Raw genomic sequence first — 21719 nt, forward strand, 5'->3', positions numbered from 1 at the left:
TCATGAGTATGAAAGTGTTAAAAGAACAACCGATTCTTGAATTATCCGATATTGTGATGCAATTTGCCTCTCGAGACGGTACTTTATTTAATCCGAAAAAATTCACGGCGGTAGATAATGTCAGTTTATCAATCTATGCGGGGGAAACGGTCGGGTTAGTCGGTCAATCCGGCTGCGGTAAATCAACTTTAGCCAGTATTATGATCGGCTTGCAAAAGCCGACTTCCGGCACGGTCAAATTTAACGGCTTACAAATGAAATACGGCAGCACCGAAGCCCGTAAACAGTTTGGTCGTCAAGTTTCGGTCATTTTCCAGGATCCGGCAACCGCGCTCAATCCTCGTATGCGTGTATTGGATATTTTAAAAGATCCGATGGATATCCATAACGTATTGCAACCGCACGAACGAGAAAAACGAGTGTACGAATTACTCTCTCGAGTCGGTTTACCTCGTTCCGCTGCTTTAGTCGAGCCGACCCGTTTATCCGGTGGTCAAAAACAACGGGTAGCTATCGCCAGAGCATTAGCACTCAATCCGAAACTGATTGTTGCCGATGAACCGACTTCTGCACTTGACGTATCGGTACGGGCGCAAGTATTAAATTTACTTGCTGATCTTAAAAAAGAGCTGAATCTTGCTATGGTGTTTATCTCCCACGATTTACAAACCGTACATCAAGTTTCGGATCGCATTGTCGTAATGAACGGCGGAAAAGTGGTGGAAACCGGCAGTTCAAGCGAAGTATTTAATTCGCCAAAAGAGGAATACACTCGTACGCTGATTAATGCCGCACCGTCATTGTTATAATTTATGCTACATTCAGGGCAGGTTTATCCTGCCCTTTTATCTATATCCATTATGCAATCAATTCAAATTACTCAAACGATTTATAGCGACTTACTTATCGTTGGCTCCGGTATTGCCGGGCTTGCTGCTGCGGTTGAAGCGGAACGACTTGGGCTGAAAACCACATTAATCAGCAAAGCCCCCATTGGTTCAGGCGCGAGCTTCTTTCCGTTAAAAGCCACATTAGGTATTCAAGTGACCGGTGAAAATGACTCGGAAAAATTCCAACAAGATATTGAACGTGTCGGCAAAGGCAGAACCAATCCGAAAGTAGTCAAAGCTTATATTGAAGATTCGCCCCAAGCGATTGAATTACTCGAACAAATCGGCTTTAAGCCTTGGCTACGCAACGACAATCGTCCAGCTTGTTTTGCCGAGTATTCACGCCCTATTTATCTGATCAATAATTGGCGAGAAGCCGCTCAACGGGCAAAACAAATTCTTGATAGCCAATCCACTAATGTTTATGAACAAGCGACCTTACTGCATATTGTTACCGAACAAAATCAAGTACAAGGAGCGGTATTTAGCCTGAACATAAGCGGTCAAATTTGCTATATTTTTTGCAAAACCAGCCAAATTATTTTAGCCAGCGGCGGTATTGCCGGCTTATATAAAGACAATCTTTATCCGGCGGATATTATCGGCTCAACGCATTTCATTGCTCAACAAGCCGGTGCAAAATTGACCAATCTTGCCTTTATTCAATTTATTCCCTCTTTTGTCGAACCGAAATATAAAGTGTTATTTGGCGAACATACGCTGAAATACGTCACTAAAATTACTGATGAAAATGGGCAAGATCTATTTTCTCATCTGACTCAAACACAATTTCAACAAATGATGTTAGCCCGTAGCCATTATGCACCGTTTAGTGTGGATTTCCCTTGTGTCGAATTTGATTTGGTGATGATGAAGCATTTATTGACTAACCCGCAGCAAAAAGGCATTTACCTGCACTATAGCCCTGAGCTTTATCAAGATGAACAAGAATTTTATACGGTTTATCTTAATTGGTTACGCCAAGAAGTAGGGATAGATTTGGTTAAAGATAAAATTGCTATCGCACCATTTGCCCACAGTTGTAACGGCGGAGTTGAGATTAACGAGAATGGCGAATCTTGTGTCACCGGATTATTTGCGATTGGTGAAATCGCCCATTGTATTGAGGGAGCAAACCGCTTAGGAGGCAATTCGGTCGGTGGTGGCTTGGTATTCGCCAAACGAGCGGTAGCACAAGCGGTCAAAAATTTGCAAAAAATCACCAAAATTCAACCGCTTGCAAACACTAACACTTATCGTTTACAGGCTGAAAAAGTGCTTAACCGGTTAAACAATCCAAACGGCGATAATTCCCTGTTTGCCAGTGAGCTGCTCAAACAAATTCGTGAACAAATGGCTCGTTTTGCTAATGTGTATCGCACCAAAGCAAACTTGAGCTTATTGCAGAACGAACTGCGACAGTTCGAAAAACGTTTTAATCCGATTGCACATCATCAGAAACAAGGCATCGAAATCTTTTATGCGCTAAAAACCGCACAGCTTGTGGTTTTGCAAATGCTAAACGAACCGAATAGTTTAGGCGCGCATTACTTATGCCGATGAGTAATAAAACAAAATACAAAAATAAAGGGCAAGATAAAATCTTGCCCTTTTGATCATCCGTTTAATAATTATTTGCCCCAAACTTCTTCGCTGATTTCACGAATAAAGTTCAGTTTTGCCCATTGTTGCTCTTCTGTCAGAATATTACCTTCTTCAGTTGACGCAAAGCCGCATTGCGGACTTAAACAAAGCTGGTTGATGTCCACATATTGTGCCGCTTCTTGAATACGAGCAATTACTTCATCACGATTTTCTAATTCACCGTCTTTTGAGGTGATTAAGCCTAAAACTACTTGTTGATCTTTGATAAAACGTAACGGTTTGAAATCACCCGAACGATCAGAATCGTACTCTAAGAAGAAACCGTCAATGCGGCACGTGCCGAATAAGGTTTCCGCCACCGGCTCATAACCACCTGCCGAGAACCAGGTTGAACGGAAGTTACCACGGCAAATATGCATCGTAATGGCAATATCATCCGCCGGTTTTGCATCAACGATTTTATTAACCATATACACGTAATCTTTGGCAATTTGGTCTAAATCTAAACCACGTGCTTTATAGGCTGCACGTTTGTCCTCGGCACAAAATTCGCCCCAGCTGGTATCATCTAATTGTAAATTACGGCAACCTAATTTATAGAACACGTTCATCGCTTTGATATACGCATCGGCAATATCGTCTAACAATAACTGGTTGTTATTTTCATAACGTGCAATCGGCTGATAATCTTCCGCACGTACATTAGTAATTAAATGTAACATTGACGGCGAAGGAATCGTGAATTTCACTTCCGTTTCACCGGCAATTTTTTGTAGCGAACGGAAATGTTCTACAAACGGGTGCGATTCCGAAAAATCCACTTTATCGACAATTTTAATCGTTTTCGGACGTACGCTGTGATGTTTAAATTGTACCGAGAACTTCTCTGCGTCCACTTCCTGAATACCGTCTAATGCGGCTAAAAAATCCATATGCCAAAAGGTACGACGAAATTCGCCGTCAGTTACCGCATGTAAACCAACTGCTTTTTGATGTTCAACTAATTTTGCAATTTCCGCATCTTCTACTTGGGTTAAATCCGCACAAGAAATATCTCCGCATGAACATTGCTGACGAGCTTGTTTAATCGGATCGGTACGTAAGAAACTCCCTACGATATCAAAACGATAAGGTGCGGAAGTACGTTGTGTTGCGTTAGGGAAAAGTTTAGACATAGTAATCATTCCTAATATATAAATATAACGTTTTGTTTATTTTAACAAACTTCCGTTTATTTGGTTCTTGAAAAATTTTATATCTCTACATGAATTTGATTCATAATTACTTCACTTCCATAAATGAATTTGATTAATAAAAAATATGAAAATAATGAAATTGATTTAATTAGCTCGGCATTTTACAGTGTTCTCATCACAATCAGAATAAAACGGAGACACTTATTATGAGCTATGCAAAAGAAATTGATCATTTAAATCATACCCTTGCCGATTTAAACGGCAATATTAACGCTTCTTTTGAATTTTTCCCCGCTAAAAACGAAAAAATGGAAATGTTGCTTTGGGATTCGATTCATCGACTTGCTCCGCTTAAACCTAAATTCGTTTCCGTTACCTATGGGGCAAATTCAGGCGAGCGAGAACGTACGCATTCGATTGTAAAACGTATTCAACAAGATACCGGCTTACTTGCCGCACCGCATTTAACCGGAATAGACGCCACGCCCGATCAACTTCGTGAAATCGCTAAGGATTACTGGGAAAACGGTATTCGCCATATTGTCGCATTACGAGGTGACGAGCCTGCCGGTTATACTAAGCAACCGTTTTTTGCGACCGATTTAGTCAAATTATTAAAAGAAGTGGCGGATTTTGATATTTCGGTTGCCGCCTATCCCGAAGTACATCCGGATGCCAAATCGGCACAATCCGACCTGATTTACTTAAAACAAAAAGTGGAAGCCGGTGCTAATCGTGCGATTACCCAATTCTTTTTTGATATTGACAGTTATCTTCGATTCCGTGATCGTTGCGTAACCGTTGGAATTGATGTGGAAATCGTACCGGGCATTTTACCGGTCACGAATTTTAAACAATTACAAAAAATGGCAAAAATTACTAATGTTAAAGTACCGCATTGGATGCACAAAATGTATGAAGGATTAGATGATGATCAGACTACTCGAAATTTGGTTGCCGCCAGTATTGCCATGGATATGGTTAAAATTCTCTCAAAAGAAGGCGTAAAAGATTTCCATTTCTACACGCTGAACCGTTCCGAATTAACCTATGCGATTTGCCACGCATTAGGCGTACGACCGACTTAATAGCACAAAACGCACTAAATCCTAAAATTTAGTGCGTTTTTAAGTAACAACAAGCGGTTAAATTTCAATTAAACTTTGTAAAGTTTAAGATATATTATTCCGTTAGGCTCACATTATAGAAAGAAGTATAACCGAACGGGCTTTGTACAAAGCCTTGCACACGTTTGCTGACCGGAACATAGTTAATCGCATGGGCAATCGGAATTATCGGTGTATTTTTTTGGAAAATTTCGACCGCTTGTTGATACAACTGCTGACGTTCAGCGGTATTTTGCGTTTGTACCGCTTTTTGTAATAAGCTTTCAAATTCGTTATCCGTCCAACGGGAATAATTGGTACCCGGAATATTTTCTTTGCTTAATAACGGAAACAGGAAATTGTCCGGATCACCGTTACGGCTTGTCCAGCCGTAAGTACCGACTGAAAATTCGCCTTCACGAGTCCGCTTATTAAAATCCGCCCATTCGTGGCTAACCAGTTTCGCTTTAACACCGATTTTCGCCCAATCCGCTTGAATAATTTCTGCGGTACGTCTTGGATTCGGATTTGACGGACGTACTACCGGTTGTACCCAAATTTCAGTTTCAAACCCATTCGGATAACCGGCTTCAGCTAACAATTTTTTCGCTTTATTCAAATCAAATTCATACTGAGCTAAATTTTCATTGTAACCAAGTACCGAATTTGGGAACGGATTCGTTGCCACCGTACCGCCGCCTTGGAACACCGCATCGACAATCGCTTTTTTATCGGTAGCGTGTTGTAGTGCTTGGCGTACCTTCACGTTATCTAATACCGCTTTTTTGGTGTTTAAGCCGAGATATGCCAGATTTAAACCTTCACGCTCAAATAACGTCACTTTCGGATCTTGTTTCATTTGGGCAATATCGGCGATATTCGGAAAATCAATCACATCACATTCACCGGCTTTCAATTTAGCATAGCGAGTTCCCGCATCAGGGGTAATCGCAAAAATTAAACGTTCTAATTTGGCTTTATCCTGCCAATAATTCGGATTGGCTTTATAACGTACCGCTTGATCGGTCTGATAAACTTGAAACTCAAACGGTCCCGTACCAATCGGCTGCTGATCCAATAATTCCGGCTTACCCTCCGCTAATAATTTATCCGCATATTCTTTTGAATAAATCGATAAGAAATCCATTGCAACTGTGGTAAGAAATGGACTATTCGGCTGATTCAAGGTTATTTTCACCGTATAATCATCAACTTTCTCAACCGACTTTAAAATTTTCGGTAGATTCATCCATTGATAATAGAAATAAGTCCCACCGGAAACATTGTAGTAGGGGTGACTTTTATCCGCCTGACGTTGAAAGGAAAATACTACATCATCCGCATTGAAATTACGGCTAGGCGTAAATAGTTTGTTACTGTGAAACTGTACGCCTTTGCGTAAATGAAAAGTATAAGTTAAACCGTCTTCACTTACTTCCCACTTCTCCGCTAAACTTGGTTCAACTTCGATTTTACCGGCTTTAAATGCTAATAAGCGGTCATAAATTTGTTGAGAACTGGCATTAAAGTCATTCGCATCATTAGTAATTGCCGGGCTTAACTTTTGAGGTGCGGTTGCAACACAATTTACTAACGTATTTGCCGGTGCGGCAGCTAGAAATGATGAAAAACCAATTACGGATAGGGCTATAAAAATCTTAGAAAGGCGCATAAAAAAATCCTCAATCGAATAAATTTTTGAACTTAAAGCATTTTTAGACGAATTTAAAATAACAAAATTGACCTCCTTATAACCAATAAGCCATATATATTATAGTTTTGTAAATCAATGATAACTTATAGGATTAATTAAAAATCGAAAGATTATTGAAAATCTAAATAAATCACTAGAATTAGATTTAATCACTAAACAAACAAAAAATAATCAAATAATCTGCTAAAGATAAATAAATTTTTAGCTAGATCACAAAATTGACATTTTTGACTTGTTTCCTATAACCGAAAGACTATGATCCACCCAAAAATTTTATAAATCTAACTTTTAAATAGGAGAATCTTATGGCTACGCCATCTAATCGTTTTTCCCTCACTTGGGTGCTTAATCTATTCGGTACGGCTGTTGGTGCAGGCGTATTATTTTTACCGATTAACGCCGGTATGAGCGGTTTTTATCCGTTGATTGTAATGACTTTATTAGTCGGACCGATGACTTATCTCGCACACCGAGGACTGGCACGTTTTGTGCTTTCCTCAGGTAAACCGGGCAGCGATATCACCAACGTTGTACGTGAACATTTCGGAGAAAATGCCGGTAAATTTATTACTTTACTTTATTTCTTCGCCATCTTCCCGATTCTATTAATTTATGGCGTGGGTATCACTAATACTGTCGGTTCATTTATTGAAAACCAATTGCATATGGCGGTACCGCCTCGTGCGTTACTATCAGGTGTATTAATTGCGATCATGATTAGCGTAATGTTAATGGGTGAGCAAGTAATGCTGAAAATTACAACTTACTTAGTTTATCCGTTAGTGCTTATCCTGTTCGGTTTATCTATTTATCTGATTCCGGAATGGAACGGTGCGGCATTACAACAAATGCCAAGCACAGGAGATTTCTTAACTACTTTATGGCTAACGATTCCGGTATTAGTGTTTGCTTTTAACCATTCGCCGGCAATTTCATCATTTGCGCTTTCACAGCAAAAACATTATCAAGATCCGCAAAAAACCGAAGTTGAATCAAGCAAAGTATTACGTTCAACCGCAACGATCTTAGTGTTATTCGTAATGTTCTTCGTATTCAGCTGTGTATTGACGCTAACACCGGAAGAATTAGCACAAGCCAAAACACAAAATATTTCGATTTTATCTTATTTAGCAAATAAATTTGATAACCCGGTTATTTCTTACTTTGGTCCATTAGTGGCATTCTTAGCAATTGGCAGTTCCTTCTTCGGTCACTATTTAGGTGCGCGTGAAGGATTAGAAGGTTTAGTCAATCAACTACGTGATAAACCGATTGAATCGGCAAAATTCCAAAAAATCACTGCAGTTATCTTCTTTATCACATTATGGATTGTCGCCACTATCAACCCAAGTATTCTGGGTTTTATCGAAAGTTTAGGTGGGCCTATTATTGCAATGATTCTGTTTATTATGCCTGTATATGCGATTTATACTGTGCCTGCATTGGCAAAATATAGAAACAGTGTCATGAGTAATACTTTTGTGGTTGTGATGGGAACAATCGCTATTTCAGCAATAGTGTACGGATTACTATAATCTCTGTATAATCCGCCCTTCCGAATTTTTAGGCAACAAACCTAACCTAATATATCTTTGGTGTTTGTTGCCTCTTTTTTAACATAGAGTGTTATAGATATTATGATTAGTGTATTTGATATTTTTAAAGTGGGCATAGGCCCTTCGAGTTCACATACTGTCGGCCCGATGAAAGCGGCTAAACAATTTATTGATGAATTACTGGCTCGTAAACTTTTAGCTAAAACCGACCGCTTACAAGCCGATATTTACGGTTCTCTGGCCCTAACCGGTCGAGGCCATAGCACCGATATTGCGGTGGTAATGGGCTTAATGGGGTATTTACCCGATAATGTGGATATTGAACGAATTGATAGTGTTATCGAACAAGTGAAGCAAGAAAGCAAATTAGTTGTTGCCGAAGCTGTACCTGAAATGGCAAAAACCATCACATTCGATTTCTATAAAGATATGCCTTTTCATTACGATTTCTTACCTCGTCATGAAAACGGAATGATTTTAAAAGCCTTCGAAGGTGACTCTTTATTATTCGAAAAAACGTTCTATTCTATCGGTGGTGGTTTTATCGTTGATGATGAAAACTTTGACAGCCAAGCAGACGATACCGTATCCGTGCCGTTCCCTTATAAAAATGCGGAAGACTTACTCAAACACTGTAAAGAACAAGGCTTACCGCTTTCAAGTTTAGTTTGGAAGAACGAAACGGCTCTGCGTCCAAAACAAGAAATCTCGGATTATCTTGCAAAAATTTGGAAAACGATGGAAGACTGTATCCAACACGGTTTACATACGGAAGGTTTATTACCCGGCCCATTAAAAGTGGTACGCCGTGCACCGTCTTTACGCAGAACATTAGAGGCAACTGGTAAATTTAATACTGACCCAATGCAAATTATTGACTGGGTAAATATGTTTGCATTAGCAGTAAATGAAGAAAATGCGGCAGGCGGACGTGTTGTTACAGCTCCAACTAATGGTGCTTGCGGTATTGTGCCGGCAGTATTAGCTTACTATCAGCAATTTATCGCACCGCTTAATCAAGAAACGATTGAGCGTTATTTATTAGCTTGTAGCGTTGTCGGCACACTGTACAAAATGAATGCTTCTATTTCCGGTGCGGAAGTGGGTTGTCAAGGTGAAGTCGGTGTGGCTTGTTCAATGGCGGCGGCCGGTTTAACCGAGATCATGGGCGGAACACCCGATCAAGTGTGTATCGCAGCAGAAATCGCAATGGAACACAACCTCGGTTTAACCTGTGACCCTGTTGGAGGACAAGTGCAAGTACCTTGTATCGAACGGAATGCGATCGCTTCAGTTAAAGCAATCAATGCCAGTCGTATGGCTTTACGTTTAACCTCACAACCTCGAGTCACTTTAGATAAAGTGATCGAAACGATGTACGAAACCGGTAAAGATATGAATGCCAAATACCGTGAAACGTCAACCGGCGGTTTAGCAATTAAAATTTTACCTTGTGATTAAGCATTGTATTTGACAACGAGTGCTTAACGACTTATGATTTGAAGAACTGAGCGGATAACCGCTCAGTTGAGTTATTTCTTATTAGTAAGCTGGCGAGCTCAAGACTAACAAGAAAATAACTAGGATAATGTATTTAAACATTTGGTTATCCTCTTCAAAGTTGGTGGGATTAAAGGTCGCCACCAGCTCGTTTTAGCTTTATTGCTAAAACTTGTAAATTATAGTAAAGACAGTATGTTTTTACAACTAACAAAAAACCTCGAATATCACTATTCGAGGTTTTGTTTTTTAGCTATTCCACTTTTGAGCCTTTCAACAATTTTCGTATCCAAGTACGATTTGGACTAAGTACGTGCCAAATATCTTCGCTGATTGGTAGCGGTTCATTACAAATCAAACTTGCCAACATTTCGCCTAACAGCGGTGCGGTGGTTAAGCCTCGAGAAGCTAAACCGTTTACCATATATAAATTTGCAAAATTTTCCGCATTTTCAACCGCTTGTTTGCGGCGAAGCTGATTATACAAATTCTGATATTGTGCTTTTTGAGCGATAAAATTCGGCATTTGCCCAACCATCGGTACACGATCTCGCAGTGCTGCTCTCACCCCTTGTTTAGCTAAATTTTGCGAAAGATCGATATTGCCCGTCCAATCACAAGCGGTCAAATTTTGCTGAAGTTTTGCTACATTCTCATGGTGCTCTTCCAACGAAAAATGCGTTTCGGCATTATCACGCACATGGCTCGCACCGATACAATGGGTATTCGCTTTAGAAACCGGTGTCAAATAACCGTCATAGCACACCACACATTTTAGCTGCTGTAAAGCCGGTGTGGTCGGAATCTGACTCACTTGCCCACGCACTGGATACAGAGGAATCCCCTGAGCTTGTTGAAATTGTGTGAATGTATGCCCGTTCGCCAACACTAAAATCTGATGACTAAACATTTCGCCATCGTGTTGCCACTGCCACCTTCCTGCGCTAAATTGCGGATCTTTCACTTCGTGATTTAACACAATCTGTAACCCTTTCGTTTCTAAATAAGCAAACGTACCTTGTACAAATTGTATCGGTGATAACCAACCGCTTTGCGGCATAAACGCACCGCTATTCGGCACGTTCAACCCGATTTTTTCACTTAATTCAGCTGCATTACATAGCTTAAATAAGCTTTCATCATCAGTTTGCTGAGCCATTTTTTCTAATTTCTTCGCCGTTTTATCGTTATAGGCATATAAGGCTACACCGGTTAAGGCGTGTTCAAACTCAACAAGCGGTTCAATTTGTGCCAAACGTTGCAATGCATAGTCGAAACAATGCACATAAAAACGGATATTACGCTCGTCATCGTCACTCAGTTGCGGATAAATCGCACCTTGCAAATTGCCGGAAGCATTTTGTGCCAAAGCGTTATCTTTGCAATAAAGCGTAACTTTTTTGCCTTTTTCAAGCAATGATAATGCGACAAACAGGCTGGCAACACCACCACCGACAATCGCAATATCCTCTGCTTCTGTTTGTGGCTCGCTATAAAAATACGGATAATTTACCGGTATAGTTTCGCTTTGTTGCGGTTTTTCGCCCCACAGCATTTCTCGTTTTTTACCAAAACCTTTACGTTTTTTGACTTCAAATCCGACCGCTTGTAAGCCTTTTCTCACCGCACTTGCGGCAGTAAATGTCGCAAAACTGCCGCCGTTTTTAGTCAGACTGAACATTTGGCGATAAAGCGTTTCATTCCACATTTCCGGATTTTTATCCGGTGAAAAACCATCTAAAAACCACGCATCAATTCGATTATTATATAAATCACCTAATTGCGGTAAGTTGTCTAACATATCGCCGAACCATACATCAAGATAGATTTGTTCGAAATGATAACGCTGACAGCCTGTTTGGCGCGGTTGCCAACAAGCGGTCATTTTCTGGGAAAGTTTGGCAAATTGCGGGTAATTTTTATGAACGGTCGCTAATTGCTCGGAAGTAAGAGGAAATTTTTCAAACGAAATAAAATATAAACGCTTAAGTTTACTATGAGGGAACTCACTTAAAAATTGCTGGAACTTATCGACAACCGCTAAGAAATTCAGTCCGGTACCAAAACCGGTTTCAGCAATCACAAAAGATTCACTCATATGAGTTTGCCATTTTTGCAAAAGCTGATTACCTTCCTGGAAAACATAGTAGCTTTCTTCAAGACCGTCTTGGGTGGAGAAGTAAATATCATCGAATTGTTCGGAAACGGGAGTATTATTTGAATTGAAAGAAAGAGATGCAAAACTGAGTGTGTTCATAATATTTACCACGGAATAGACGGAAAAGCACGGAAGTTACTGATAACATTCTGTGCTTTCCGTGCTTTTCCGTAGTAACGGACTAGAAGATATTGTAAGCGAAAATTACGATCATACCTAATGCCGCTACAACAGTCATCATCGAATAACCTAAAGTACCCATTTTTTCTCTCCTCTCTTGGTTAAGTATTATTTGTTGAAGTCTATCACAATTCTTAGGCTTTGAGAATTTTCTCTGCGCAAGCAGTAATTTTTGCTAAATCTTTTACGCCTTTATGCTGTTCTACACCGGAATTCAGATCGACGCCTAAACAGTCTTGTGCTAGAGCCTGTTCGATATTTTCAGCCGAAATCCCACCGGCAAGCATTGCTTTTTGTTTTAATTCAATTGGAATGATATTCCAGTCGAATACCTTGCCCGTACCGCCTTGCTGTGTACCGTGCTTGCTATCCAAAATATAACGTGCCACTAACGGATTATCTTGATAAACAGCCGTTTCCGCTTGAACATCAACCGAAATTGCCTGCCAAATTTGCGTTTTTCCGGCTAATTTCACTGACAGCTCAGCAATATAGGATTCATCTTCTGAGCCGTGTAGCTGAACCGCATATAACTCAAGCTGTTTTGCCATTTTTTCGACAAATTCGACCGCTTGATTTTGGAATACGCCGACATAACGCAATGGCGCATTCACCACTAATTCCTGCGCTTGTCGTAACGATAATTGGCGCGGCGAATTTTCAGCAAAAATTAATCCGCCATATAAAAAGCCGTTTTCATACACCGATTTTACATCTTGCGTACGGGTCAAACCACATACTTTATTTTCACCGAAAATAACAGAACGTACCGCATTATTTAAATCAGTACTGCCCATTAAACTGCTGCCGATTAAAAATGCATGCGCAAACGGCTTAATCGCTTTCACTTGCGTATGATCATAAATGCCTGATTCTGAAATCAAACGGACATCTGCCGGAATTTGCTCCTGATATTTTTCTACCAAACGCACAATGCGATTCATATCCACCGTCAGAGTATGCAAATCACGGTTATTCACGCCAATCACTTTTGCGCCCAATGCTAACGCTCGCTCAAATTCTTTATCTGTGCTGGTTTCGGTTAAAACCCCCATACCTAAAGAATGTGCTAAGTCCGCCAATGTGCGATAAGTTTCGTCATCAACTACCGATAACATCAGCAAAATTGCATCCGCATTCGAATAACGAGCCAAATACACCTGATACGGCGAAATCATAAAATCTTTGCATAAAATAGGTTGCGTTGTTTGACGCTTAACTTGATCAATATAACGAAAATCGCCCTGAAAATATTGCTCGTCGGTCAGTACGGAAATCACGGAAGCGTAATGTTTATATACCTGCGCAATCGCATCCAAATCAAACTCGGCACGAATTAATCCCTTGGATGGTGAGGCTTTTTTACATTCCAAAATATAAGCAGGCACTTGATGAGAAGCTTTCGCTAATGCCGCATAAAAATCCCGATCAGCGGTAACAATTTGCTGCTGGAATTGTGAAAGTGGAAATGCTTTTTGTTTGTTCTCTACCCAAACGGCTTTATCTTTGACGATTTTTTGCAGAATAGTTGGTTGGTTTTGCATATTTTCTCTTTTTATTATGAATTGGTGGATACCATAGATAATGGTAGAATACGGCACATATTTTTATTTATCAATAAATTCACTATGCTTATTACCAAACTTCATAAAATGCGGACTTTGCTTGATAAGCATCGTCCTCTCAATATCGCTGTAATGAAAAACATTCAAGCGGATTTAATGCTGAAATATAATCAGCAATCCAATGCGATAGAGGGAAATACATTAGATATATTTGAAACACGCGTACTACTTGAAAACGGAATTACCGCCAATGGTAAACCATTTAAAGATCATTTAGATATTATTAACCATCAAGAGGCGATTGGTTACTTAATCGATCTCGTAAAAGGAAATGTACCGCTAACAGAAGCAACAATAAAAAATTTCCATTATTTGTTACTACAAAAAACCGATAAAGCACGAGAAGCCGGGCAATACCGTAATGTACCGGTAGTCATTAACGGTGCGGAACATCAACCGCCACAACCTTTTTTAGTTCATCCGCAAATGGAAGAATTAATGCTTTGGAACCAAGAAAATCTCAATACATTAGAACCAATTGAACGCATTGCTATGCTACATAACAAATTTGTAGCAATTCACCCTTTTATTGATGGTAATGGACGTACTGGACGTTTATTGATGAATTTAGAATTAATGAAAGCCGGTTTCCAAGTGACTATTTTAAAAGCGGAGAATCGAGCTGACTATTATCGTGCATTGGCGTTAGGTGATTTAGGCAATTATCAACCAATCACTGAGTTTATTGCGAAAGCCGTTTATGAAACTATGGAACGTACCTTAAACCTGATTTACCCAAACTGGATTAACGAACTTAATTAAATAAAATATGAAAACCAAAGTTAGACAACACTTAACCGATTTAGAAATTGCATTACGTACGCATAAGCAATGGGATGCGGTTGCGCCGAGCTTGGAAGATTTAGCAAACGATCAGCCGTTTTGTCTCGGCACGCTTAGCCCGACTCAATGGTTACAATGGATTTTTATTCCCCGTATGCACGCACTTTTAGACGCTGGTGCAGATTTACCCCGCAACTTTTCGATTACGCCTTACTTGGAAGAAGCCTTAAAAGACGAAAGCTATTTAAAAGCGATTCATCAGCCGGTGTTATTAATTGAATTATTATTAAAGGACTAAATGGAACTGGAAATTTTATACCGTGATGATGAACTGATTGCGATTAATAAACCGGCTGGAATATTAGTTCACCGTTCATGGCTAGATAAACACGAAACGCAATTTGCGATGCAAACATTACGTGATCAAATCGGTCAGCACGTCTTCCCGATTCATCGCTTAGATCGCCCGACTTCCGGTGTGTTATTGTTTGCGCTAAATAGTGAGATGGCTCGCCTAATGAGCGAACAATTTGAACAACACCAACTGGAGAAAGGCTATTTAGCGGTGGTACGAGGTTATCTACTCGACAAAGGCGAGATCGATTATCCGCTAAAAGTCATTTTAGACAAAATTGCCGATAAATTTTCGCAACCGAAAGAAGCGCAACAAGCGGTCACTTTTTACCAAAATCTTGCAAGTGTCGAAATGCCCTATCCGGCGGGGAAATACCAAACGGCACGTTACAGTTTGGTTGAATTATTACCGAAAACCGGACGCAAACACCAATTGCGCCGCCATATGAAGCATTTATTTCATCCGATTATGGGCGATACCAAATACGGTGACTTGCACCAAAATCGTACTTTAACCGAAAAAACCGGTTGTGACCGATTAATGCTACATTCGCATTTTTTGAAATTTACGCACCCGAAAACGGCGCAAAAAATCGAAATTTTTGCACCGCTTGACGAACAATGGCAAAATGTATTTCTTACCTTTAACTGGAATTTCCCAATATTTTTTCAATCTGATATAAACTAATATGGATAATGCATTACTGTCTTTAACACACGAGCAGCAACAAGCTGCGGTTGAACAAATTCAAGAATTGATGGCGCAAGGCGTAAGTAGCGGCGAAGCAATTCAAATTATTGCTAATCGTTTAAGAGAAGCACATCAAAACAATACATCGGAGAACAATTCATGAAAAAATTATTCGCTATCGCAATGTTAAGTTGTGCCAGTATTTGCGGCTACGCTGAAACTCCGGCGACCAATATGCAACCTATGCTAAAAGTACAAGTATTGGATATGAGTAATAAAGTCGGTAGAGCGGTTGAAAATAATCAGCTTTCGTTAAGTAAAACACACCAGCTTTGTTGGGTTGTATTTAATATGCCGTTTAAAGCAAGTAACGAAGTGATCGAAATCTTTCAATCTCCCGCCCCTTCAAAATTCGGTTCTGCTGCCGGCAGCGTAAGCACTTCTGCTGATCGCTTAACGCATAAAATTACCACTCGTATGACGAATTCCAATAATGAACGTCTAGATAACTGTTGGCGATTTGAGAAAAGTGACCCGAAAGGAAAATATAGTTTAACCATTCAAGTTAATGACATCATTTTCCCACCTCAAACATTTGAAGTAACCAAATAAAGCAAACGCCACTATGCACGATGATAGTGGCGTTCTTTTTTATTTTAGTTTTTCGCTAAACGTTGTTCGATTTTTGCTAGATTCTCTTCAAAATAGGCTTTGCTTGTTAAATATTGCTGCGCTTGCGCCCAACTGTTTAATTGCAAACCGGCTAATTGATTAAAACAATCTAGCACTTCCAAATCTTGCTCAACGGTACGAATATAATCCGCTAATTGTTGCAGTAACGCTTCACCAGAACTACTCTCGATCGCTTTGCTAATTTGTTGCTTAAATTTAACCGCTTGTCCAACCAAATAGCCTCGTTGCGCTTTACTTAAATTGCTAAACCACATACCGTCTTGGCGTGGAATTTGTTTTAGTAAAGCCAATATATCAGTTAAGCTGCCGCTTTTAAGTTCCAGCTCTAATTCGCAAATCGCTTCTTCGCCAAAACCGTTTTTTATCATACCTTGATCCAACGCCACTTCAATTTGCGATTGATTAAGCCCAATTAGCCATTTACGACGAGTAAAATCGGTACTAAAGGTCGGGGCAAGTTGCTGCGCAATTTGTTCCGCTTGCGGAATTTGCAAATTAAAGTGCGAATTTAACCGCTTGAAATCCGGCTGGTAGCTTTCCAACGACAAGTTATATTCGGGGCGAATATGCAACCCATCGACAATTTCACCCTTGGTTTTTAAAGTCATCTCATACTTTTGATTATGATTACGTACCCGCAACCCCATCTTGTTTTGGGCAAAAAACTGTTCCGGCGTATCAAAATAAGTGTTCCCTAATATATCGGTCGCTTGCGACAAAACATTCTGTTGCGTAAACCAATCTGCCAATGCTTCTACATTCTCCGCTTTTAGCATGATTTTTAGCTCGATTTCATTTTCCATTAAGGTATCCCGTTTATTTAGTTGTATAATTCGTTTTATTTTAGCAATTTACAGCATATTCGAGAAATGTTTAACCAAATCCAAAACAAACTGCATAAATTTGTGCAACGCGGTTTAGATAATCATCTTCGCCTTGCCGTGACCGGTTTAAGCCGTAGCGGCAAAACCGCCTTTATTACCAGTTTTGTCGATCAGCTATTGCATATCAATAAAGATAGCCATGCACACGTCAATTTATTCGGTGCGGCACGCAACGGGCAAATCATATCGGTAAAGCGAGTTGAACAAGGCGATTTAACCATTCCTCGTTTTGAATACGATAAAAACCGCCAATGTTTGGAAAATGATCCGCCGGTATGGGCACCTTCTACCACCGGTATCAGCGAAATTCGTTTAGCGATCCGCTACCAACGTCAGGACGGTTTACTCAAACATTTAAAAGAAACCGGTACACTCTACTTGGATATTTTCGATTATCCGGGCGAGTGGCTGTTAGACTTACCGCTGCTCTCGCAATCTTTCAAACAATGGTCGCAAGCACAGCAATTAGTGCATAAAGGAAAACGTGCGGAACTAGCACAGCCTTGGTTACAAGCGGTCAAAAAATTAGATCTTTTTGCCAAAGCAGACGAAAACCAACTTGCCGAATTAAGCGAAATTTACACCGCTTATTTGTTGGAATGTAAACAAGCCGGTATGCAATATATTCAGCCGGGGCGATTTGTATTGCCAAGCGAAAATTCAAAAGGCGCACCTGTTTTTCAGTTTTTCCCGTTGCTGGATTTAACTGAAGCCGATTGGGAAAAACTCGAGAACTCGCCGGCAAACAGCACGTTCCAAATGCTTAAAAAACGTTACAATCAGTATCAACAAAAGATTGTTAAACCGTTTTATGAAGACTATTTTTCACAATTCGACCGCCAAGTGATTCTTGCCGATTGTTTAACGCCGTTAAACCACGGCTTAGAGGCATTTTTAGAAATGAAAATCGGCTTGCAGCAATTGTTTAAGCATTTTCATTATGGTAATCGTTCGTTATTTCACCGCCTGTTTTCGTCCAATATCGATAAGCTATTATTTGTCGCAACCAAAGCGGATCATATCACCAGCGATCAACTGCCGAATTTGGAAAGTTTGATGCGTCAATTAGTGCAAGAAGGCGGACGACACGCCGCTTTTGACGGTATTGAAACCGGCTATCACGCCATTTCGGCAATTCGAGCGACCGATCCGGTGGCGGTTACCCAAAACGGTACGCAAATTAAAGCGATTCGAGGCATTCGTTCAACCGATAAAAAGCAAGTGACGCTTTACCCCGGCACGGTACCAAGCCGCTTACCGGATGCAAATTATTGGCAATTTAACCGTTTTGAGTTCGACCAATTCGAACCTAAACCGCTCGCCTATGGCGAACCGATTCCGCATTTACGTATGGATGCGGTATTACAATTCTTATTGGCGGATATGCTTGAGTAACAATGGCAAGCGGTTATTTTTGCAAAATTTTTCGCAAATTTAACCGCTTGTCGCTTGATTTTAAACGGTTACTGTTCACTGTTAGGCGGCTTTGCGGTAGAATCTTATAAATTTTTCTCAATCTTTTTAAATTATGGCAAAAAAACCAAAAGTAGCTTCGAATACGATTGCACTAAATAAACGTGCTCGTCATGAATATTTTATCGAAGAAGAAATTGAAGCCGGCTTAGAATTACAAGGCTGGGAAGTAAAATCGCTGCGTGCCGGTAAGGCGAATATCGGCGACAGTTACGTGACATTTCGTAACGGCGAAGCGTTTCTATTCGGTGCAACCATCACCCCATTAAATATGGCTTCCACTCACATTGTTTGTGATCCGACTCGCACCCGTAAATTATTATTGAATAAACGTGAATTGGATTCGCTATTCGGCAAAGTAAATCGAGACGGCATGACGGTTGTGGCATTATCGCTCTACTGGAAAAATGCGTGGGCGAAAGTGAAAGTCGGCGTGGCAAAAGGTAAAAAACTCCACGATAAACGTGAAGACATTAAAGCCCGTGAATGGCAAGTAGCGAAACAGCGTATTATGAAAAACGCAAATCGTGGCTAATTTCAAAAACTACGGATAACAGCAAGCACGGAACAAGCGGTTAAATTTGACCCGTTTTTTACATCTCCGAGCCATCTGTGCCGTCCGTGGTCACAATTAAAAATTAAGGAATAAAAAATGATCGACCAAAATCTTCTTCGTACTAATTTAGACGATGTTGCAAATGCACTTAAAGTTAAACGTGGTTTTACCCTTGATGTAGAACGTGTGAAAGCATTGGAAGAACAACGCAAAACACTTCAAGTAAAAACCGAAACTTTACAAGCGGAACGTAATGCCCGTTCAAAAAATATCGGTGCGGCAAAAGCGCGCGGCGAAGATATTTCTGCGTTATTAGCGGAAGTAGATAATATGGGTAACGAATTAAATGAAGCGAAAGTCGCTTTAGACCAAGTACAAGCGGAAATTCGTGAGTTACTCTTATCTGTGCCTAACTTACCGGCTGACGAAGTACCGTTAGGTAAAGACGACACGGAAAACTTAGAAGTGTCACGTTGGGGCGAACCTCGTCAATTTGACTTTGAAATCAAAGATCACGTGGCGTTAGGCGAAGCGTTAAACGGTTTAGATTTTGCTGCCGGTGTAAAATTAACCGCTAGCCGTTTTGTCGTGATGAAAGGAAAACTTGCTCGTTTACACCGTGCTTTATCGCAATTTATGTTAGATCTTCATACCGAACAACACGGCTATGTGGAAACAAACGTGCCATTCTTAGTAAATCACGACACATTATTCGGTACCGGTCAATTGCCAAAATTCGGCGAAGATTTATTCCATACACAACCATTAACCGGTCAAGATCCGAACGAAACACAACGCCCGTTCAGTTTAATTCCAACGGCGGAAGTACCGGTAACTAACTTAGTGCGTGACGAAATTATCGATGAAGACAGCTTACCGTTACGTTATACCGCACATACGCCGTGTTTCCGTTCTGAAGCCGGTTCTTATGGGCGTGATACACGCGGTTTAATCCGTATGCACCAATTTGAAAAAGTGGAAATGGTACAAATCGTTGCTCCGGAAAAATCAATGGAAGCATTAGAAGAATTAACCGGTCACGCTGAAAAAGTATTACAACTTTTAGGCTTACCATACCGTAAAGTTTTACTATGTACCGGTGATATGGGCTTCGGTTCAGCAAAAACTTATGATTTAGAAGTTTGGTTACCGGCACAAAACACTTACCGTGAAATTTCCTCTTGCTCAAATATGTGGGATTTCCAAGCTCGCCGTATGTCTGCACGTTGCAAAGCGAAAGGCGATAAGAAAACTCGCTTAGTCCATACCTTAAACGGCTCAGGTTTAGCGGTGGGTCGTACGTTAGTGGCAGTAATTGAAAACTATCAAAATGCTGACGGCTCAATCACCGTGCCTGAAGTATTACGTCCATATATGGGCGGCGTGGAAGTGATTACCGCTTAAAAAAATATTCTCTATCCAGTAAAAAAGCCAACTCAAATCTGCCGAGTTGGCTTTTATTTTTCAAAAACACCTTAATTTAATAATCTCTGAATTAATGTAGTATAGATATTTGCACCGGTCAGTAATTGTTTTTCATCAAAATCGAACTCAGCTTCGTGATGACCTGCAGTACGATCCGCACCGACAATAAAATAGATTGCTTTACCGCCTCGCTCTTGTACTCTTCTGCCTAGAATCGTTGCATCTTCACTCGCATTAAAAGCATAGTCCGAGGTCGAATCATGCACTTCCGGTTGAACAATCGCAATTTCCTCAATCAATCTAATTAATTCCGGATCATTAACCATATCAACGGCTTCACCCATAATTTCCGTTTCATAGCTTACCCCGAAACTGATCGCGATACCTTGCGCTATCTGCATGACTTGATCAACCATATACTGATTAATCTCTTTATTCTCACCTCGAACTTCCAATTGAAGTTCTGCTTTTGAAGGAATAACATTACGTCCTTCTCCCGCTTTCAATACCCCGACATTAATTCTCGTCATACCTTGCCCATGGCGAGCGATACCATGTAATTGAGTCACTGCATGTGCCGCCGCCAGTAATGCGTTTTTACCGACTTGCGGAGCTGCTCCGGCATGAGCCGGTTGTCCAAAGTATCGAATATCAATTTTAGTGGTGGAGAGAAAATTGCGAGGATTTGCCAATACCGTTCCGCTATTTGCGCAGAAACTGATATGTGAACTGGCAAAATAATCCGCATCGTCAATCACACCGCTTGCAGCGATTGCCGCAGCACCTCTAACTCCTTCTTCAGCCGGTTGGAATACTATTTTTACTTTACCGCTATATTTGTCTTTATTCTGCGATAACCATAATGCCGTGGCTAATCCCATCGCAATATGTCCGTCATGACCACACGCATGCATAAAACCGTCATTTAATGAAGCAAACCCCAATTGATTGGGAATATGTGTATCCGATTTTGTTTCCGAAACATTAACACAATCTATATCGAAACGTAACGCAACCGTTTTACCTGATTTTCCCGAATCAAAAATCGCAACGCATCCCGTATATCCATCCATTCTGTCGAGCCATTTTTGTTTTGCTCCATACGCAATCGCATTAGCAATACCTTTCTCAACCACATTTTTATTACGACCGCGAACAAATTCTTCATTGATAATCTGTTTGCCTAATAATAGTTCCGCTCCCATTTCATCTAAATAGTCAGCAATACGGCTGGTTGTCCAAAACTCAGACCAGCCCGTTTCCGGGAAACGATGGAACTCTCTGCGCCAAGCTATAAGTTTTTCTAAACTGATCGACATAATAACCACCT

The 21719-nt window shown here is 40.4% G+C and carries 19 protein-coding genes; 13 read left to right on the top strand and 6 right to left on the bottom strand.

The features are described from left to right. Positions 1–2: 2 nt before the first annotated feature. Positions 3–809 carry an ABC transporter ATP-binding protein gene (locus tag NYR63_RS04635; RefSeq protein WP_039197125.1) on the top strand — a complete coding sequence of 269 codons (807 nt, stop codon included), beginning with the start codon at positions 3–5 and terminating at the stop codon, positions 807–809. Positions 810–860: 51 nt separating this feature from the next. Beyond that, the gene (locus NYR63_RS04640; RefSeq protein ID WP_279458404.1) at positions 861–2453 is read left to right on the top strand and encodes an FAD-dependent oxidoreductase; all 1593 of its coding nucleotides are present in this window, start codon (positions 861–863) and stop codon (positions 2451–2453) included. Positions 2454–2521: 68 nt separating this feature from the next. Here the strand turns inward: NYR63_RS04640 and NYR63_RS04645 are convergent, their stop codons facing one another. Beyond that, positions 2522–3679: a 5-methyltetrahydropteroyltriglutamate--homocysteine S-methyltransferase gene (locus NYR63_RS04645; protein WP_279458405.1), complete on the bottom strand. Its 1158-nt coding sequence runs from the start codon at positions 3677–3679 to the stop codon at positions 2522–2524. A 218-nt stretch (positions 3680–3897) separates the two neighbouring features. On the opposite strand from NYR63_RS04645, the gene metF reads away from it, so the two are divergent. Next, entirely contained in the window at positions 3898–4779 is an 882-nt protein-coding gene (gene metF, locus NYR63_RS04650) for a methylenetetrahydrofolate reductase (RefSeq protein ID WP_279458406.1), read from the top strand. 94 nt (positions 4780–4873) lie between these two features. On the opposite strand, the gene NYR63_RS04655 is transcribed toward metF, so the two are convergent. Next, complete coding sequence (locus NYR63_RS04655) at positions 4874–6469, bottom strand: ABC transporter substrate-binding protein (protein WP_279458407.1); 1596 nt, start codon at positions 6467–6469, stop codon at positions 4874–4876. Positions 6470–6816: 347 nt separating this feature from the next. Here NYR63_RS04655 and NYR63_RS04660 point away from each other — a divergent pair, with 347 nt between their 5' ends. Next, a complete protein-coding gene (locus NYR63_RS04660; protein ID WP_279458408.1) occupies positions 6817–8046 on the top strand; it encodes a serine/threonine transporter in 1230 nt (409 codons plus the stop codon). Between the two features lie 102 nt (positions 8047–8148). Beyond that, positions 8149–9528: an L-serine ammonia-lyase gene (locus tag NYR63_RS04665; protein WP_279458409.1), complete on the top strand. Its 1380-nt coding sequence runs from the start codon at positions 8149–8151 to the stop codon at positions 9526–9528. A gap of 292 nt (positions 9529–9820) precedes the next feature. Here NYR63_RS04665 and mnmC read toward each other — a convergent pair whose 3' ends face one another. Next, positions 9821–11824: a bifunctional tRNA (5-methylaminomethyl-2-thiouridine)(34)-methyltransferase MnmD/FAD-dependent 5-carboxymethylaminomethyl-2-thiouridine(34) oxidoreductase MnmC gene (gene mnmC / locus NYR63_RS04670; RefSeq protein WP_279458410.1), complete on the bottom strand. Its 2004-nt coding sequence runs from the start codon at positions 11822–11824 to the stop codon at positions 9821–9823. A gap of 215 nt (positions 11825–12039) precedes the next feature. Continuing rightward, positions 12040–13449, bottom strand: a complete 1410-nt coding sequence (gene trpCF / locus NYR63_RS04675; RefSeq protein WP_279458411.1) for a bifunctional indole-3-glycerol-phosphate synthase TrpC/phosphoribosylanthranilate isomerase TrpF — start codon at positions 13447–13449, stop codon at positions 12040–12042. A 153-nt stretch (positions 13450–13602) separates the two neighbouring features. On the opposite strand from trpCF, the gene NYR63_RS04680 reads away from it, so the two are divergent. From NYR63_RS04680 to NYR63_RS04700, 5 genes are read left to right on the top strand one after another with little or no spacing between them, the layout of a single operon-like run. Continuing rightward, positions 13603–14292, top strand: a complete 690-nt coding sequence (locus NYR63_RS04680) for a Fic family protein (protein WP_279458537.1) — start codon at positions 13603–13605, stop codon at positions 14290–14292. A gap of 7 nt (positions 14293–14299) precedes the next feature. Continuing rightward, positions 14300–14611, top strand: a complete 312-nt coding sequence (locus tag NYR63_RS04685) for a YqcC family protein (protein ID WP_014991719.1) — start codon at positions 14300–14302, stop codon at positions 14609–14611. Further along, the gene (gene truC, locus NYR63_RS04690; protein WP_279458412.1) at positions 14612–15355 is read left to right on the top strand and encodes a tRNA pseudouridine(65) synthase TruC; all 744 of its coding nucleotides are present in this window, start codon (positions 14612–14614) and stop codon (positions 15353–15355) included. It begins immediately after the preceding gene. Between the two features lies 1 nt (position 15356). Continuing rightward, a complete protein-coding gene (locus tag NYR63_RS04695; RefSeq protein ID WP_005597369.1) occupies positions 15357–15521 on the top strand; it encodes a YoaH family protein in 165 nt (54 codons plus the stop codon). Next, a complete protein-coding gene (locus tag NYR63_RS04700) occupies positions 15518–15970 on the top strand; it encodes a hypothetical protein (protein WP_279458413.1) in 453 nt (150 codons plus the stop codon). The genes NYR63_RS04695 and NYR63_RS04700 overlap by 4 nt, the downstream gene beginning before the upstream one ends. Before the next feature lie 44 nt (positions 15971–16014). Here NYR63_RS04700 and NYR63_RS04705 read toward each other — a convergent pair whose 3' ends face one another. After that, positions 16015–16854 carry an inorganic triphosphatase gene (locus NYR63_RS04705; RefSeq protein ID WP_279458414.1) on the bottom strand — a complete coding sequence of 280 codons (840 nt, stop codon included), beginning with the start codon at positions 16852–16854 and terminating at the stop codon, positions 16015–16017. Positions 16855–16920: 66 nt separating this feature from the next. Between NYR63_RS04705 and NYR63_RS04710 the strand changes: the two genes are divergently transcribed. From NYR63_RS04710 to serS, 3 genes are all read left to right on the top strand, one after another. Next, positions 16921–18330: a YcjX family protein gene (locus tag NYR63_RS04710; RefSeq protein ID WP_279458415.1), complete on the top strand. Its 1410-nt coding sequence runs from the start codon at positions 16921–16923 to the stop codon at positions 18328–18330. 133 nt (positions 18331–18463) lie between these two features. Then, positions 18464–18943: an SsrA-binding protein SmpB gene (smpB, locus tag NYR63_RS04715; RefSeq protein WP_279458416.1), complete on the top strand. Its 480-nt coding sequence runs from the start codon at positions 18464–18466 to the stop codon at positions 18941–18943. Between the two features lie 117 nt (positions 18944–19060). Further along, positions 19061–20368: a serine--tRNA ligase gene (gene serS / locus NYR63_RS04720; protein WP_279458417.1), complete on the top strand. Its 1308-nt coding sequence runs from the start codon at positions 19061–19063 to the stop codon at positions 20366–20368. 71 nt (positions 20369–20439) lie between these two features. Here the strand turns inward: serS and NYR63_RS04725 are convergent, their stop codons facing one another. Next, positions 20440–21708, bottom strand: coding sequence for a M20 family metallo-hydrolase (locus tag NYR63_RS04725; protein ID WP_279458418.1), 1269 nt, complete (start codon positions 21706–21708; stop codon positions 20440–20442). Positions 21709–21719 lie beyond the last annotated feature (11 nt).

Source organism: Actinobacillus genomosp. 1 (assembly GCF_029774175.1).
Classification (GTDB): Bacteria; Pseudomonadota; Gammaproteobacteria; order Enterobacterales; family Pasteurellaceae; genus Actinobacillus.

Bases quoted from the DNA above. Each gene is read 5' to 3' on its own strand.
- NYR63_RS04635 (WP_039197125.1), top strand. From the start codon at position 3: ATGAGTATGAAAGTGTTAAAAGAACAACCGATTCTTGAATTATCCGAT.
- NYR63_RS04640 (WP_279458404.1), top strand. From the start codon at position 861: ATGCAATCAATTCAAATTACTCAAACGATTTATAGCGACTTACTTATC.
- NYR63_RS04645 (WP_279458405.1), bottom strand. From the start codon at position 3,679: ATGATTACTATGTCTAAACTTTTCCCTAACGCAACACAACGTACTTCC.
- metF (WP_279458406.1), top strand. From the start codon at position 3,898: ATGAGCTATGCAAAAGAAATTGATCATTTAAATCATACCCTTGCCGAT.
- NYR63_RS04655 (WP_279458407.1), bottom strand. From the start codon at position 6,469: ATGCGCCTTTCTAAGATTTTTATAGCCCTATCCGTAATTGGTTTTTCA.
- NYR63_RS04660 (WP_279458408.1), top strand. From the start codon at position 6,817: ATGGCTACGCCATCTAATCGTTTTTCCCTCACTTGGGTGCTTAATCTA.
- NYR63_RS04665 (WP_279458409.1), top strand. From the start codon at position 8,149: ATGATTAGTGTATTTGATATTTTTAAAGTGGGCATAGGCCCTTCGAGT.
- mnmC (WP_279458410.1), bottom strand. From the start codon at position 11,824: ATGAACACACTCAGTTTTGCATCTCTTTCTTTCAATTCAAATAATACT.
- trpCF (WP_279458411.1), bottom strand. From the start codon at position 13,449: ATGCAAAACCAACCAACTATTCTGCAAAAAATCGTCAAAGATAAAGCC.
- NYR63_RS04680 (WP_279458537.1), top strand. From the start codon at position 13,603: ATGAAAAACATTCAAGCGGATTTAATGCTGAAATATAATCAGCAATCC.
- NYR63_RS04685 (WP_014991719.1), top strand. From the start codon at position 14,300: ATGAAAACCAAAGTTAGACAACACTTAACCGATTTAGAAATTGCATTA.
- truC (WP_279458412.1), top strand. From the start codon at position 14,612: ATGGAACTGGAAATTTTATACCGTGATGATGAACTGATTGCGATTAAT.
- NYR63_RS04695 (WP_005597369.1), top strand. From the start codon at position 15,357: ATGGATAATGCATTACTGTCTTTAACACACGAGCAGCAACAAGCTGCG.
- NYR63_RS04700 (WP_279458413.1), top strand. From the start codon at position 15,518: ATGAAAAAATTATTCGCTATCGCAATGTTAAGTTGTGCCAGTATTTGC.
- NYR63_RS04705 (WP_279458414.1), bottom strand. From the start codon at position 16,854: ATGGAAAATGAAATCGAGCTAAAAATCATGCTAAAAGCGGAGAATGTA.
- NYR63_RS04710 (WP_279458415.1), top strand. From the start codon at position 16,921: ATGTTTAACCAAATCCAAAACAAACTGCATAAATTTGTGCAACGCGGT.
- smpB (WP_279458416.1), top strand. From the start codon at position 18,464: ATGGCAAAAAAACCAAAAGTAGCTTCGAATACGATTGCACTAAATAAA.
- serS (WP_279458417.1), top strand. From the start codon at position 19,061: ATGATCGACCAAAATCTTCTTCGTACTAATTTAGACGATGTTGCAAAT.
- NYR63_RS04725 (WP_279458418.1), bottom strand. From the start codon at position 21,708: ATGTCGATCAGTTTAGAAAAACTTATAGCTTGGCGCAGAGAGTTCCAT.